The 14,630-nt window shown below is 54.9% G+C and carries 14 protein-coding genes; all 14 read left to right on the top strand.

What is annotated here, in order from left to right; genetic code table 11:
* Nucleotides 1-18 precede the first annotated feature (18 nt).
* The 14 genes from PHV74_04650 to PHV74_04585 all read left to right on the top strand — a co-directional run bounded on the left by PHV74_04650 (nucleotide 19) and on the right by PHV74_04585 (nucleotide 14,623).
* Entirely contained in the window at nucleotides 19-1,206 is a 1,188-nt protein-coding gene (locus tag PHV74_04650; GenBank protein ID MDD5093657.1) for a pyridoxal phosphate-dependent aminotransferase, read from the top strand.
* 82 nt (nucleotides 1,207-1,288) lie between these two features.
* On the top strand, nucleotides 1,289-1,705 hold the full coding sequence (locus PHV74_04645) for a PaaI family thioesterase (GenBank protein MDD5093656.1): 417 nt from the start codon (nucleotides 1,289-1,291) through the stop codon (nucleotides 1,703-1,705).
* Between the two features lie 108 nt (nucleotides 1,706-1,813).
* Nucleotides 1,814-3,349, top strand: a complete 1,536-nt coding sequence (locus PHV74_04640; protein ID MDD5093655.1) for an ABC transporter substrate-binding protein — start codon at nucleotides 1,814-1,816, stop codon at nucleotides 3,347-3,349.
* A gap of 109 nt (nucleotides 3,350-3,458) precedes the next feature.
* Nucleotides 3,459-4,523 carry a branched-chain amino acid ABC transporter permease gene (locus PHV74_04635; protein ID MDD5093654.1) on the top strand — a complete coding sequence of 355 codons (1,065 nt, stop codon included), beginning with the start codon at nucleotides 3,459-3,461 and terminating at the stop codon, nucleotides 4,521-4,523.
* 2 nt (nucleotides 4,524-4,525) lie between these two features.
* On the top strand, nucleotides 4,526-5,584 hold the full coding sequence (locus PHV74_04630; protein MDD5093653.1) for a branched-chain amino acid ABC transporter permease: 1,059 nt from the start codon (nucleotides 4,526-4,528) through the stop codon (nucleotides 5,582-5,584).
* Nucleotides 5,581-6,357: an ABC transporter ATP-binding protein gene (locus PHV74_04625; GenBank protein MDD5093652.1), complete on the top strand. Its 777-nt coding sequence runs from the start codon at nucleotides 5,581-5,583 to the stop codon at nucleotides 6,355-6,357. The genes PHV74_04630 and PHV74_04625 overlap by 4 nt, the downstream gene beginning before the upstream one ends.
* 147 nt (nucleotides 6,358-6,504) lie before the next feature.
* Nucleotides 6,505-7,263, top strand: a complete 759-nt coding sequence (locus PHV74_04620) for an ABC transporter ATP-binding protein (GenBank protein MDD5093651.1) — start codon at nucleotides 6,505-6,507, stop codon at nucleotides 7,261-7,263.
* A gap of 147 nt (nucleotides 7,264-7,410) precedes the next feature.
* A complete protein-coding gene (gene iorA, locus PHV74_04615; protein MDD5093650.1) occupies nucleotides 7,411-9,213 on the top strand; it encodes an indolepyruvate ferredoxin oxidoreductase subunit alpha in 1,803 nt (600 codons plus the stop codon).
* A complete protein-coding gene (locus PHV74_04610) occupies nucleotides 9,210-9,821 on the top strand; it encodes an indolepyruvate oxidoreductase subunit beta (GenBank protein MDD5093649.1) in 612 nt (203 codons plus the stop codon). The genes iorA and PHV74_04610 overlap by 4 nt, the downstream gene beginning before the upstream one ends.
* The gene (locus tag PHV74_04605) at nucleotides 9,818-11,125 is read left to right on the top strand and encodes a phenylacetate--CoA ligase (GenBank protein ID MDD5093648.1); all 1,308 of its coding nucleotides are present in this window, start codon (nucleotides 9,818-9,820) and stop codon (nucleotides 11,123-11,125) included. Before PHV74_04610 ends, PHV74_04605 begins: the two co-directional genes overlap by 4 nt.
* 228 nt (nucleotides 11,126-11,353) lie before the next feature.
* Entirely contained in the window at nucleotides 11,354-11,749 is a 396-nt protein-coding gene (locus tag PHV74_04600; protein ID MDD5093647.1) for an ACT domain-containing protein, read from the top strand.
* Between the two features lie 146 nt (nucleotides 11,750-11,895).
* Nucleotides 11,896-12,495, top strand: a complete 600-nt coding sequence (locus PHV74_04595; protein ID MDD5093646.1) for an NAD(P)H-dependent oxidoreductase — start codon at nucleotides 11,896-11,898, stop codon at nucleotides 12,493-12,495.
* A gap of 132 nt (nucleotides 12,496-12,627) precedes the next feature.
* Complete coding sequence (locus PHV74_04590; GenBank protein MDD5093645.1) at nucleotides 12,628-13,872, top strand: MFS transporter; 1,245 nt, start codon at nucleotides 12,628-12,630, stop codon at nucleotides 13,870-13,872.
* Between the two features lie 97 nt (nucleotides 13,873-13,969).
* On the top strand, nucleotides 13,970-14,623 hold the full coding sequence (locus tag PHV74_04585; GenBank protein ID MDD5093644.1) for a LysE family transporter: 654 nt from the start codon (nucleotides 13,970-13,972) through the stop codon (nucleotides 14,621-14,623).
* Nucleotides 14,624-14,630: the final 7 nt, after the last annotated feature.

The raw sequence follows: 14,630 nt of genomic DNA, 5'->3' as shown, positions 1-14,630 counted from the left end.
AAGGAAAGAAGGTAAACGATGTCCATCTCCAATAAGATCAAAGAGAACATGGCCCGGGGATCGTGGATTCGGCGCATGTTTGAAGAGGGAGCCGTCCTCAAGCAGCGCTATGGCGCGGAAAACGTATTCGACCTATCCCTGGGAAATCCCATCATGGAGCCTCCTGCCGAGTTTCGCCGGGAACTCAAAAGGCTGGTGGACCAGCCTTCTCCGGGCATGCATCGATATATGGAGAACGCCGGATATCTGGAGACCAGGGATGCCGTAGCCAAGCAGCTGCAAAAAGAGACCGGCATCAGTTTCAGCGCTAACGATATTTTGATGACGTGTGGGGCGGCGGGCGCGATGAACGTGGTCCTGAAGACGATCCTCAACCCGGGTGAAGAAGTCATCCTGTTTGCGCCCTTCTTTGTGGAATATTTGAACTACGTTGATAATCACGGTGGGGTGGTGAAAATCCTGCCCACCGACGAAACCTTTGTTCCCAGGCTCGATAAGCTGGAGGAATCCATCGGGGCTGGGACCAGGGCGCTGATCATCAATTCGCCCAACAATCCCACGGGCGTCGTCTACAGCAAGGACTTCATGAAGGCGCTGGGGCAGTTGCTTCGGAAGAAGGAGGCCCAGTACGGAACTCAGATTTTCCTCATCGCTGATGAGCCGTATCGCAAGATTATCTTTGACGGGCTGGAGTATCCTTCGCCGTTTCTGTATTATCCCAGTACAATAGTGGCCACCTCGCACTCGAAGGACCTGGCGTTGCCGGGTGAGCGAATTGGATACTTGGCCGTTCATCCTCAGTGTGCCGATCACGATGATCTGATGGCGGGCGCGATCTACTGCAATCGAATACTGGGGTTTGTGAATGCCCCGGCTCTGATGCAGCACATCGTTCAGCATTTGCAGAATGTGACGATTTCTGTTGCCGACTATCAGGCCAAGCGCGATCTGCTCTACGGGAGCCTCACCCGAATGGGGTACTCGCTGGTCAGGCCGCAGGGGGCGTTCTATATGTTCCCTAAGTCGCCGATCCCAGATGACGTCGCCTTCGTAAAAGAGCTGGCGCAATTCAAGGTGCTAGCGGTTCCCGGCAGCGGTTTCGGCGCGCCGGGGTATTTCCGGCTGTGTTATTGCGTTGATGACGCCACCATCAAAGGGGCGCTCAAAGGTTTCGAGCAGGCGGCCCGGAAGTTTGGGATTTGCTGATTGATTTCCCTCCCTCTAGATGGAAGAGGCATCGCGAGAGTGCAGGAATGCTTTCACGCCGGGGGGGTGAGGTAGACATCTTATGCCAAAACAGGAAAACAAAGCCGATACCGTGACGGAACTGAAAGCCAAGGCGCTGGATGAGCCCATCGCCTCTTTTTTGCAGATGAAGCTGGCGGAGCTTTCCCCCGGTTATGCCAGGGTATCGATGAAGGTGTTGCCGGAATACCAGAACTTCAACGGAATGACGTTTGGCGGTATTATCATGGCTGTGGCCGACCAAGCCTTTGCCTATGCCTCCAATTCGATGGCATTTCCCAGCGTTGCCTCGCAATTCAATCTGCATTTCATCGCCGGGGCCAAAGTGGGGGACGAACTGATTGCAGAGTGTCGAGTGCTGAAGAGCGGCAGGCGAGTGGGCATATCTGAGATGACGGTCACCAATCAGGAGGGTAAGCTCATTGCCAGGGCCACCGGCACTACCATCCCCACCGGATAAGCAATGGCGGTCATTTTTGGGCCTACTTGCTTGTTGCAGCATTCCTTTTCATCCGCTATAATAGCGGGCAGTTGTGTCCAATCTAAACAGGAGGATTAAGACCGAATAATGAAGAAGATGATCAAATGGATGCTTGTGTTGACGCTGATTCTATCGCTGGTCGCGGTCGGCACGATTGCTTGCGGTGATGATGACGAAGATACTCCGACTCCTGCGCCAGCGGCAACGACTCCTGCTCCTGCAGCGACAACCCCTGCTCCTGCAGCGACAACCCCTGCCCCTGCAGGCGATGAGGAGCTTACAATTGAATCGTCCATTGGGGATTTGTTGGACAATCCGGACACAGAGGCCTTGTTGAGGAAATGTGTTGGTGACGAGCTAATAGACAATCCCGCGTTTTCCGCTGCCTTTGGGATGGACTTAGTCACCGTGGCTCCGATGAGCCAGGGAAGGATAACTGATGAGACGGTCCAGTGTGTCAAAGACGGCTTGGCAGCATTGGCCGCCGGCGGAGCACCTGCGGCAACCATCGATCCTAGCAAGTCCACCTATAAGATCGGCGCGATTCTCTCTACGACCGGGCGCGGTTCGGCTTTGGGCATACCTGAAGAAAACACCGCCAAGATGATGGCAGATCAGGTCAATGCTGCCGGGGGTATCAATGGTCATAAGCTGGAGGTTGTCATCTATGATGACGCAACCGATAGTGAAAAGGCTCTCACATTGACAACACGCTTGATCGAACAGGACAAGGTTCTGGCGATTCTTGGTCCCACAGTTACAGGTTCCAGCCTGGCGATCATCAACACCGTGAATCAGGCAAAGATACCGAATGTATCCTGTGCGGCGAGCATCGATATTGTCACGCCGGTGGCGGATCGCTATTGGGTGTTCAAGACCCCGCAAACTGAAAGGGAAGTGGTCGCTGAAATTTATTACTATCTGCAGCAGAAGGGGATGACGAAAGTGGCTCTGCTCACCGATACCACGGCGTTTGGTGCCGGAGGCAAGAAGTACTTGGAGTCCGAGGCATCAAAGTACGGGATAACCATTGTGGATAACCAGACGTTTAATGCGGCCGACACCAGCACGGAGTCGCAGCTGATTCATATTAAAGGAACTAGCGCCCAGGCAGTTGTCAACTGGTCTACGGATAAGGAAGGCGCGATGGTGGCCCGCGATATGAAAACGCTGAAGATGTCCATTCCCTTGTTCTGCAGTCACGGAATTGCCAATCCCGCTTTCATCGAGCAGGCCGGCGATGCGGCCAATGGAGTGATCTTCCCGGCCGGCAAGCTGCTGGTTGTGGATTCTGTGCCGGCAAGTGATTCCCAGAAAGCGGTTCTTGATAAATACAAAGCTGACTACGAGGGCAAGTTCGGCGCAGGCACAATCAATACTTTTGGCGGGCATATGTATGATGCGTTCCAGATGGTTACGATGGCTTTGAAGAAGATGCCCGAGGGTTTGAGTTCTCAGGATGCTCGTGCTTTCATCAGGGGTGAATTGGAGAAGACCACGAATTTTGTCGGAATCAGTGGCGTCTTCACCATGTCTTCAGAAGATCACCTTGGAATGGCTCCCGGTTCTCTGGCCATGATCCAGATCGTCGATGGCGATTGGACCGTAGCTCCTGCCCCGTAAGGTCCGGGAGACAGCGTATTACATAGAGTTGAGCGAGGGGGAAAGTTGCACTTTCCCCCTCGTTGTTATATCATCGGGCAGGAGAATCGGCGGGAGACTGGGTTGAAGAATGTCATCTGAAGAGTTCTTTCAATATCTGGTGTTTGGCATCCAGGACGGCAGCATCTACGCGCTGATCGGTCTGGGGTTCACCATCATTTATTCTGTCACCAACATCATCAACTTTGCTCAGGGCGAGTTTGTCATGCTGGGCGGAATGATGTCTTACATGAGCGTCGACTCCGCTCATGTTCCCACTGGGCCCAAGATTGTGGTGGCGATTCTGGCTGCGCTGGCACTCGCCATGTTCCTGTATTCCACAAGAAGCAAGAGGATTCATCCTGTCATCGCAGTCATTTCAATTGTTTCCGTCTTGGGCTGCATTCCGTTGACTCTCCTCCTCTTCGGCAAATTAGCGACTGCGGAGTTGAATGTTGCCCTGTCTTCCATAATACCTGTAGCCGTGGTTGGCCTTGCCGGTGGGATACTCTATCTTCTTGCCATTCGTCCTGCCAGGAAGCCGTCAAATGTGAGCCTGATCATCATTACAATTGGCGCTTCCCTCTGCATCAAGGGAATTGCGGGAGAAATGTGGGGTATCTCTGGTCAGCGCACTCCTGTATATTGGGACAGAGGGTCTCTGGAGTTTATGGGAGCTATTGTTTCTACCCAGACGCTATGGATTGTGAGCGCGCTGGTGATAATCACCGTTCTCCTTCAGTTGTTTTTCTCTTACACCATGCTCGGCAAGTCGCTTAAAGCATGCGCCGTCAATCCCGTCGGTGCGGGATTGGTGGGTGTTAATCCCAAAACGATGGCTTTGATTGCTTTCATTCTGGCTGCGATGATCGGAGCGGTGATCGGGGCCGTTATGACTCCAAAAACCGGCATGGACTACGAGCGTGGCTTCGTCCTGGGGCTCTACGGATTCCTCGCGGCCTCTCTCGGAGGGTTCAAGAGCCATATCGCTGTGGTGGTGGGAGGACTTCTTATTGGCATCACCATGAATCTGATAGTGGGACTGAGCTGGGGGCCTTTCATTTCCGGGTATAAAGATGTGTGGGCGATGGGTATCTTGCTGGCAATTCTGCTGTTGCGGTCCAGCAAACTGGCGGAGGAGGAAAGGACAAGTTGATTATGCCGGAGGCGAAGATCAGAGGACAACGGTTTTTTCTTGCCGTGCTGCTGGTGTTTCTCATTCTGGTGCCGTTTGACTGGTTTCTGGGTGAGTATAAGCAGTTGGCTATTGTGATCGGGTGGCACACCATGGTCACTGTCGGCTTGTGCTTACTCATGGGCTACACCGGCCAGGTATCGCTGGGGCAGGCAGCTTTCTTCGGGACAGGAATGTATGTTTCGGCAATTTTCAGCAAGACCTACGATGTGAATCCCTGGGCAGCTATGGCTCTTGGGGCTTGTATGACTGCCACGCTGGCTTTTATGCTGGGGCCAATCTTTCGGCTGAGGGGCAATTATTTGGCTCTGGCCACGCTCGCTGTGGGCTATATTATCTGGAAACTGGCCGAGTTGCAGAGTGGTTACACCGGCGGTCCGGAAGGCATGAGCGACGTGCCCTATCTTTCCATCGGCGGCTTTGAGTTCGATTCCCTGTTCCGGCAGTATTTCCTGGTGTGGGGGATTTGTCTGGCTATTCTGATCATAGCTCAAAATATCGTCAATTCCCGAACCGGCAGAGCTCTCAGAGCCATTCACGGAAGCGAATCTGCGGCTGAGTCGCTCGGCATCAACGTGATCGGGTTCAAGATCAAAATCTTTGTACTGAGCGCCGTATTTGCATCCATTGCGGGAAGTCTGGCTGCTCATCATTCGGGACACGTGAGCCCCGGTCAGTTCAATCCGATGGTTTCGGTGGATATGGTGGTGATGGCCGTCTTCGGAGGGCTGGCCAGTATATGGGGAGCCATCTTCGGCACAGGTGTTCTTCACATTCTGGATGATGAGATTTTGATCCATTACGGCCAGTGGAATATGGTCATCTCCGGACTTATTCTGATCCTCATCCTGATTTTCATGCCGGAAGGCTTATTCGTAGCCCTGAAGAATGCCTACCAGCGGGACGGCATCTTCTTCCTTCCCAAGTTGCTCTGGCGTACTGGCAAAGGTTGGTATGCAGCCGCAAAGGGATTTCAAATCGGATCGCTTTTCAATCGCACAAAGGGAGAGACAGAACCTTGAGTGAGCCCATTCTGGAAGCCAGAGGAGTGACGCGGGCCTTCGGCGGGCTGGTGGCGGTAGATCACGTTGATCTTCAAATTGAGACCGGAAAGATTACGGCCATCATCGGTCCGAACGGGGCAGGCAAGACAACCCTGTTTAATCTCATCGCCGGGGTCTTTCAGGTCACCAGCGGAGAGATCATCTTTGAGAACAAGGTGATCAATAAGCTCTCGGCTGCCAAGAGGGCCCGGCTTGGTATTGTGAGGACTTTTCAGCATGTTCATCTGTTCGGCAATATGACGGCGCTGGAGAATGTGATGACCGGTCGGCATGTTCGCTCAAGTTACGGATTCCTGGAGGCTGCGGTTCGGCTGCCCAAGGCGCATCGGGAGGAAGATCAGATCAGGCTGAATGCCCTCAAGTATTTGAACATGGTTGGTCTTGGCCAGCATGGCGGCGAGAATGCATTGAATCTGCCATTGGGTCAGCAGAAACTGCTGGCCATAGCCAGAGCCCTTGCCACCGAGCCGAAGCTGATTCTAATGGATGAGCCCGGGGCCGGACTCAATCGGCTGGAGAAGCAGGAGCTCAGCGATCTTATCCGTCGCATCAGAGATGATGGGATTACTGTGATTCTGGTGGAACACGATATGCCGCTGGTGATGGGCCTTGCCGAATGGGTGATTGTGCTCGATACCGGCAAGAAGATCGCCGAGGGGACTGCGGCGCAGATTCAAAAAGATAAGAAGGTGATCGCCGCCTATTTGGGTGATGACGAGGACGAGTTGTAAGGTCCGGGTTCGGAGAAAGTGGATTCCCGATCGGGTCGGGAATGACATATAAATATCGTACCTTTCGAGGTGCAGGATACGCTTTCTGTCGGGGGCCTGCCCTCGACCGGATCGGGGGTTGACAGGATTTAGTCAGGGGTTTCTGATATGCTCAGAGTCGAAAAAGTATTCGTTGCCTATGGCCGCTCTACTGCTGTCAGGGAGGCTTCTCTCACGGTGAACGAGAGGGAAATAGTCACCCTGATCGGAGCCAACGGTGCGGGCAAGACGAGCCTGATGAACGCCATTACCGGCATAGTCCCCACGAAAAGCGGGAGGATATGGTTGGGGGAGGACCGTCTCAACGGTCTGGCTTCCCATGATATGGTCCGGCTGGGATTGGGATATGTGCCTGAGGGAAGGCAGATATTCGGAGCGATGTCGGTGGAGGATAATCTGACACTCGGCGCGTACTCCGAATGCGCCAGGAGCGGGCTCAAGGCCATCGGGCCGCTGAGTTTATTTCAGCGCAGTCCTTCCTTTCGATCGAAGCTGGAACGGATTTACAGTCTGTTCCCCATTCTGAAGGAACGGACCAGCCAGAAGGCCGGTAGTCTCAGCGGGGGCGAGCAGCAGATGCTGGCCATCGGGCGGGCGCTGATGTCTTCCCCGAAGATATTGCTTCTGGATGAACCCTCTCTGGGCCTGGCACCGAATCTGGTGAAGCAGATTTTGAAGCTCCTGCTCCGTCTGCGAGATGAAGGCTTGACGGTCCTGCTGGTGGAGCAGGATGCCACGGCGGCGTTGAAGATCGCCGACCGCGGATATGTGATGGAGCGGGGGAAGATCACCATCGAGGGGACGGCCAAGGAGCTTTTGGGCAATGACCAGGTGAGGCAGGCGTATTTAGGCAAGTCGGTGGCGTAGCAGGTTCTACCGCAGAGCACGCAGAGGACGCTGAGAATTTCGAATTACGGTTTGTAGGGGCGACTCTTGTGGTCGCCCATCGGGAATTTCACTGGTTGACTCGGTTTTCCGTCGATTTGGGTATAATTGGATATCTAGGAGAACGTTATGAAACAACTCTTATCTGGAAACGAGGCGATGGCGCTTGGAGCGTATCACTCCGGCGTGAGCTTCGCCACAGCCTATCCCGGCACGCCCAGCACTGAGATTCTGGAATCCTTTTCTCAGTTCAAGGGCGTTTATGCGGAATGGTCGATCAACGAGAAGGTGGCGATGGAGGTAGGGATGGGGGCGGCCTACGGGGGAGTCCGAACGATGGTCAGCATGAAACATGTTGGCCTGAACGTGGCGGCCGATCCCTTCTTTGCCCTTTCCACCACCGGCACCAACGCCGGAATCGTGGTCATCTCCTGCGACGATCCGGGCGAGCACAGCTCGCAGGGGGAACAGGACAATCGCCATCTGGCCAAGATGGCCAAGGTGCCGATGCTGGAGCCCACCGACAGTCAGGAAGTCTATGAGCTGATGCAGTGGGCCATCAAGATCAGCGAGGAGTTTGATACGCCGGTTCTCTTCCGCAGCACCACTCGAATCTCCCACTGTAAGAGCATTGTGGATATTACCAAAGACCGCCCGGCCGAAACCAAGAAGCCGGGGTTTATGCGTTCCAGTGCCAAGTACGTAATGGTTCCTTCGAACGCCCGGGTGCGGCGCACCAACATGGAGGAGCGGATCACTAAATTAAAAGCCTGGGTGGAGGATTTCCCCATGAACCAGATCATCCGGGGCGACCGCAAGCTCGGCGTGATCACCAGCGGCGTGGCTTATCAATACGCGCGGGAAGTCTTCAAGAATGCCTCGTTTCTTAAACTCGTTACCACCTATCCCGTTCCAGCCAACATGATCCGCAAGTTCGCCTCTGAGGTCGACCGGGTGATCGTTATCGAAGAGAATGACCCGTACCTCGAAGAAGAGGTGCGGATGCTGGGCATCAAAGTTTCAGGGAAGGAGTTCTTCCCCATTATCGGGGAATTCAATCCGGAGATCGTGGAAGCGGCGGCGGTCAAAGCCGGGCTGCTTCCGGCTCCTGTAGTCGCCTCAAAGCCGCCTCCGGCGGTTCAGATTCCGCCTCGCCGACCGCAGCTCTGCGCCGGTTGCCCGCATGTGGGGCCGGAGATGATCTTGCGCAAACTCGGATTCGATAGCAGCATCAAGCCCTCGCCCGTGTTGAGGCCGCTCACCGAGAAAGAAATGGTGATCGCCGCCGATATTGGATGCTACACCCTGGGCGTCTACGAGCCGCTCGGCGCGCTGGATACCTGCGCCTGTATGGGAGCGAGCATCGGGCATGCCATCGGGATGGAGAAGGCCGGGGTTCCCAACAAAACAGTGTCTGTGATCGGTGACTCCACCTTCATGCACTCCGGCATCACTGGCCTGGCCGATATGGTCTTCAAGCAGAGCGCCAACACGGTGATCATCCTGGATAACGGCACCACCGCCATGACCGGCGGTCAGGGCCACCCCGGCACGGGCATGGCCATGGATGGATCGAAGGGTCCGCAGGTGAATCTGGAGAAGCTGTGCGAAGGGATCGGGATCAAGGATATCAAAGTGGTCAGCGCTTATGACATGGCGGCAATCGAAGCGGCAATCAAGGCCAGTACGGCGGCCAAGGAGCCATCGGTGGTCATCGTCCGGGGTCTTTGCGCTTTGAAATTCAAGGTGAAGAATACTTCCCGCCGGGTCGATCCTGACCTGTGCATCGATTGCCGTGGCTGTCTGGATGTAGGATGCCCGGCGATCATCATTCAAAATGACGCGGTACAGATCGATGCGGCGGCGTGTGTGGGGTGTGGTGTATGTCAGCAGGTATGTCCGCAGGAAGCGATCGTGGAGATGAAATCATGAAAGATGTAAATGTATTGATGGTGGGAGTTGGCGGGCAGGGCGTGATCTTGGCGAGCGATGCTCTGGCGGAGATCGGTATGAAGGCCGGATACGATGTGAAGAAAACCGATTCTCTGGGAATGGCGCAACGAGGCGGCAGCGTGGTCAGCAATGTCCGCTGGGGCCAGAACGTCTTCTCCCCGATGATCAAGAAGGGGGAAGTGGATTTCCTGATAGGCTTCGAAGAGATCGAGGCGGCTCGCTGGGCTTCGTATTTGAGCCCGGGCGGTGTGGCCATCGTTGCCGATGTGACCATCATTCCCGTCTCATCGATGAGCGGCGGAGTTCCTTATCCGGGATGGGACAAGATCAAGTCGATCCTGGCTCATTATACCGAGAAAGTCTATCTGCTTCCGGCTGCGCGGATTGGAGAGGAAGTCAAAAATCCCAGAGCGCTGAACATGGTGATGATGGGGGCGATAGCCGCATTTCTTGATCTGAAGGATGAGTTGTGGCTGGAAGATATCCGGCGCAAGGTCCCTCCGAAATTCCTTGATTCCAGCATTCAGGCGTTCCACAAGGGAGCCCAGGTGACCCAATCGATGAAAGAAAAAGGGGTGTCCAGATGATACGAGATCCTCAGCTTGAAAAGATGTCCAGAGTCGAGCTGGAGAAACTCCAGCTGGAGCGGCTGAAGAAGCAGGTGGCTCACGTATATGAGAAGTCGCCTTTCTACCAGCGAACCTTAAAGGAGAAAGGCGTCAAACCCGCCGATATCAAGAAGCTCTCCGATATTACCAAGTTGCCCTTTACCAGCAAGGCCGACTTTCGAGACAATTATCCTTTTGGATTGATGTGTGTTCCGCTCAACAAAGTGGTTCGCTTTCATTCATCGAGCGGCACCACTGGCAAGCCGATTGTGGCTCCTTATACTCAGGGAGATATCGATATGTGGTCGGAAGTGATGGCCCGATCGATGGCTGCTGCAGGCATGGCCGCAGGCGATGTGATGCAGAATTCCTATGGATACGGACTTTTCACTGGCGGACTCGGCTTCCACTACGGCGGCGAACGCCTGGGGGCGGCGGTACTTCCCACCAGCGGCGGAAATACCAAGCGGCAGTTGCTTTTGCTGCAAGACCTGGGTACCACTGTTTTGACCTGTACTCCTTCGTATGCGCTGATCCTGCATGAGACCGCCAAGGAGTTGGGGATCGACTGGCGGGAGACCAAGCTTCGGCTGGCCATTTGCGGGGCGGAGCCGTGGTCCGATCAGCTCAGGGATGAAATCCAGGGAAAGATGCACGTCAAAGCTATCAACATCTACGGCCTGACCGAGGTGATCGGGCCGGGTGTTTCCGTGGAATGCACGGAACAGTGTGGCATGCACATCTGGGAAGACCACTTTTTGGCGGAGATCATTGATCCGGTCACCGGTGAACCGCTGCCCTACGGATCGGCAGGGGAACTGGTGCTGACCACTCTCAGCAAGGAAGCCCAGCCTGTGATCCGGTTCCGCACCAAGGATATCACCAGCCTGACTCCTGAGCCATGCAAATGCGGCCGGACTCATGTTCGAATGACCCGTGTGATGGGGCGTACCGACGATATGCTGGTGATCAAAGGGGTCAATGTCTTCCCCTCTCAGATAGAGAGCGTGCTGCTGGCGGTCGAGGGTGTGGAGCCGCACTATATGATCGTGGTGGATCGGCAGGAAGGGTTCAAGTCGGACTATTTGGAGATATGGGTGGAAGTATCGGAAGGCATCTTCTCCGATGAGATGTCCAAGATGAAGGACCTGGAAAAGCGGCTCCGTGACGAGATGGATAGCGTGCTGGCCATTACCGCCAAGATCAAGCTGGTGGAGCCTAAGACCATCACCCGCTACGAAGGCAAGTCCAAGCGGGTGGTCAATCGGGATGAGTTGAAATAGAATATGTCATTGCGAACGAAGTGAAGCAATCTCCGCGTATTGTCTTGAGATTGCTTCGTCGTCCTTCTTTGGAAGGACTCCTCGCAAAGACATGAGCAAGAGTTCAAAGAGGTGCAGGATTCTTCCTGCCGGGGTTTTAGGGGTGTCCCCTAAACTCTCTTTCCCCCAAGAGTGGGGGCCAGGGGGTTGATTATATCCTTTCATAAAAGACTCAAGGAGGACTCAGCCATGAGAGTAAAGCAGATTTCTGTCTTTGTCGAAAACAAGCCAGGCAGATTGGAGGATATCCTTGGAGCGCTTGAGAAGGCGCAGATCAATATCCGTGCCCTTTCCATCAGCGATAGCGGCGAGTTCGGGATTGTGCGAATGGTGCTGCCTCATGCCGAGCAGAGCCAGGAATCGTTGCGCGAGGCTGGATTCACCACCCGGCTGGATACGCTCCTTGCTTATTCCATGCCGGATGTGCCGGGCGGGATGCTGAATAACGTAGTAAAGCCGCTGACCAAGGCCGGGATCAATCTCAAGTACTTCTATGCCTACACCGACCCAGCGACCAAACAGGCAGTGGTGGTGATAAAGCCGGATAATCTGGAGAAGGCTGAGCAGATTCTGAAGTCGCTATAAGGGGCGAGTGAGAATGCAGAGACCCTTCTCTGTCCGGGTTTTAGGGGTGTCCCCTAATTTTTCTTGTTCTTCCCCTAAGATTGGGGGTCAGGGGGTTGACCGGAATTCCATCACCGAGCCTCCAACAAACAGGAAGCGTCAGCTTTATGATAATATCCGTCATCCTTGCTCACCCTAAAGTAGGAAGCTTTAATCATGCTATTGCGCAAACGACGATGGAGCGTCTGGAAGCCAATGGTCATCGGGTGTTTTTCCATGGTTTGTATCAGGAGCGATTCGATCCGGTGCTCAGCGGTGGAGAAATCCTCAAAAACGCCTTCCTGCCTGCGGTGGTAACCATGCACTGTGAGGAGATTGCTCGTACGGAGGGCATCGTCATTATTCATCCCAACTGGTGGGGCCAGCCTCCGGCGATATTAAAAGGGTGGGTGGATCGAGTGATCCGTCCGGGGGTTGCCTATGAGTTTTTGGAAGGCGATTCCGGCGAAGGGGTGCCTGTCGGGTTGTTGAAAGCCAGAGCGGCCATTGTGTTTAATACTTCCAACACTGAATCGGAGAGAGAGAAGGCCGTTTTCGGTGATCCGCTGGAAACAATCTGGAGGAATTGTATCTTTGGCCTTTGCGGGCTGACAGATTTTCATCGGCGGATGTTCTCTGTGGTAGTTACCAGCACCTCAGAACAGCGAAGACAATGGCTGGAGGAGGTTGGGCAGACCGTCGATCGGGTTTTTCCGAGAGATTCGTAGTGCGTTCATGGTTCGACAGGCTCACCACGAACGGTTAATCATCTATTTGCTCGTCTCCGTTCATCCTGAGCTTGTCGAAGGATCGAATGGGAACGGAAACCTCCGAAGCGATTCCAAGGATAAATTCATTTAATGACCACTTCTTCCCCTCGATTTCACTACGGCTGGCTCATGCTGGGCATGGGGATGCTGGCGGTGTTCGGCTCTCTGGGACTGGCGCGCTTCGGTTACGCGATGGTGCTGCCGGAGATGAAAGAGGGCTTGGACATCGGCAATACCGAAGCCGGAGCGATCATTACCGCCAGTCTGCTCGGTTATCTGGCCCTTTCGGTGATCGGCGGAGCCCTCGCTACACGCTTTGGACCCAGAGCTGTCATTGCTGGCGGATTGGCTGTGGCTGGCACAGGCATGATCTTCACCGGCATGGCCAATGGATTTACGGCTGTGATGGCTGCTCAGTTGCTCACCGGTATGGGCAGTGGCGCGGGCAATATCCCTGTAGTCGGGTTGGTGGCCTCTTGGGTGGCGCCTCGCAGGCTCGGCGTCGCTTCGGGAGTGATTGTCAGTGGGTCTTCGCTGGGGTTGGTGGTGGTCGGCACAACTGTTCCTGTAATCCTTTCTCGTTACGATGAGGGATGGAGGGCCTGCTGGTACGTTTTCGGCGCCATAACGATCGCACTGGCTCTTCTGTCCTGGGTGCTATTGAGGAATCAACCTTCCGAGAAGGGTTTGAAGCCGCTGGGATTCAAAGATGATGATCCTGCGGTGATTCGGCGGCCAGGCGTCTTTGAATGGAGCAAGGTTTATCGCTCCAGGGCGGTATGGCAGATCGGGCTGGTGTACATTGCTTTTGGCCTTTCTTACATCATCTATATGACGTTCTTCCGGGAACAACTGGCCAATGAGCGCGGGTACACGGATGAAATGGCCGGCAGCCTTTACATGATGATGGGCTGGGTGAGCTTCTCCTGCGGCCCGCTGTGGGGATATGTCTCCGATCGGATCGGCCGGAGGCGGGTGCTGATGATCATCTATACCCTCCATGCGGCGGCCTTCAGCTTGTTCGGACTCTGGACCATGCCGAACGGCTTTATGATCTCGGCGATCCTGTTCGGACTGACCGCCTGGAGCATCCCGGCGATTATGACGGCCATGTGCGGGGAAATGATGGGCGCACAGATGGCTCCGGCGACTCTCGGATTTATCACTCTATTTTTTGGCGTTGGGCAAGCGCTTGGGCCGATTATCGCAGGGGGGATGGCAGATGCGGCGGGTTCGCTGCTTCCCGCCTATCTTTTTGCGGCGGGAGTGGCCGCCATCGGGGCCATCGGCGCTTCCAGGCTCAAACCGGCAAGCGCAGCTTCATCCGACCCCTGACTCGGCACGACAGAAGGGTAATCGCACGGTATTACCCCTACGGATGCGGACTCCTTTTTCATTGCGCCCTATTTTCGCCTCTGCTATACTCAAACTCGTGCCTGAAGCCACTATCCTGGTCATTTTCACCACCGCTTTTCTGATCGGTTTCTCCGGCGCGATGATGCCCGGACCGCTATTGGCGTATACTATCAGTGCCTCCGCCAAGTCCGGCTTCTGGGTCGGCCCGCTGATCATCGTTGGGCATGCCATTCTGGAGCTTTCCCTGATCCTTGCCGTGGTGCTCGGCCTCGATCAGTTCATCCAGGGCGATACCTTCGCTGCCGTGGTCGGATTGATCGGCGGAGGCGTTCTGATCCTGATGGGATTTGGGATGGCCCGTCAAGGGTGGAAGAAGGTTCCTTTGCCGCTGGAGACATCGACGGGCGTGGTTCAAAACAGGAAGGTGATCCTCGCCGGAATCGTGATCAGCATGTCCAATCCTTACTGGTTCCTCTGGTGGGCGACTATCGGATTGGCCTATCTTTTGTGGTCGTTGGGATTAGGTGCAGCGGGAGTGGCTTCCTTCTTCACCGGACACATCCTGGCGGATTTGACCTGGTATGCGGCGGTTGCTTTGATTGTCGCCACTGGCAGGAGAACCATCATCAACCAGACCGTGTATTCAGGGCTCCTCATGGTCTGCGGCGTTGCTCTGGTAGGACTCGGCGGCTACTTTTTCGAATCGGGGATCGCGTTCCTGGCAGGCTGACTTTCAA

The organism is Dehalococcoidia bacterium (genome assembly GCA_028711995.1).
Taxonomy (GTDB): Bacteria; Chloroflexota; Dehalococcoidia; order SZUA-161; family SpSt-899; genus JAQTRE01.
Note: the sequence above shows the minus strand (reverse complement) of the source record. Positions and strands in the feature narration are given on the sequence as shown.

Coding starts and splice junctions, on each gene's coding strand:
- PHV74_04605 (MDD5093648.1), top strand. CDS start 9,818: ATGATACGAGATCCTCAGCTTGAAAAGATGTCCAGAGTCGAGCTGGAG.
- PHV74_04630 (MDD5093653.1), top strand. CDS start 4,526: ATGCCGGAGGCGAAGATCAGAGGACAACGGTTTTTTCTTGCCGTGCTG.
- PHV74_04645 (MDD5093656.1), top strand. CDS start 1,289: ATGCCAAAACAGGAAAACAAAGCCGATACCGTGACGGAACTGAAAGCC.
- PHV74_04590 (MDD5093645.1), top strand. CDS start 12,628: ATGACCACTTCTTCCCCTCGATTTCACTACGGCTGGCTCATGCTGGGC.
- PHV74_04640 (MDD5093655.1), top strand. CDS start 1,814: ATGAAGAAGATGATCAAATGGATGCTTGTGTTGACGCTGATTCTATCG.
- PHV74_04650 (MDD5093657.1), top strand. CDS start 19: ATGTCCATCTCCAATAAGATCAAAGAGAACATGGCCCGGGGATCGTGG.
- PHV74_04600 (MDD5093647.1), top strand. CDS start 11,354: ATGAGAGTAAAGCAGATTTCTGTCTTTGTCGAAAACAAGCCAGGCAGA.
- PHV74_04635 (MDD5093654.1), top strand. CDS start 3,459: ATGTCATCTGAAGAGTTCTTTCAATATCTGGTGTTTGGCATCCAGGAC.
- PHV74_04595 (MDD5093646.1), top strand. CDS start 11,896: ATGATAATATCCGTCATCCTTGCTCACCCTAAAGTAGGAAGCTTTAAT.
- PHV74_04610 (MDD5093649.1), top strand. CDS start 9,210: ATGAAAGATGTAAATGTATTGATGGTGGGAGTTGGCGGGCAGGGCGTG.
- iorA (MDD5093650.1), top strand. CDS start 7,411: ATGAAACAACTCTTATCTGGAAACGAGGCGATGGCGCTTGGAGCGTAT.
- PHV74_04620 (MDD5093651.1), top strand. CDS start 6,505: ATGCTCAGAGTCGAAAAAGTATTCGTTGCCTATGGCCGCTCTACTGCT.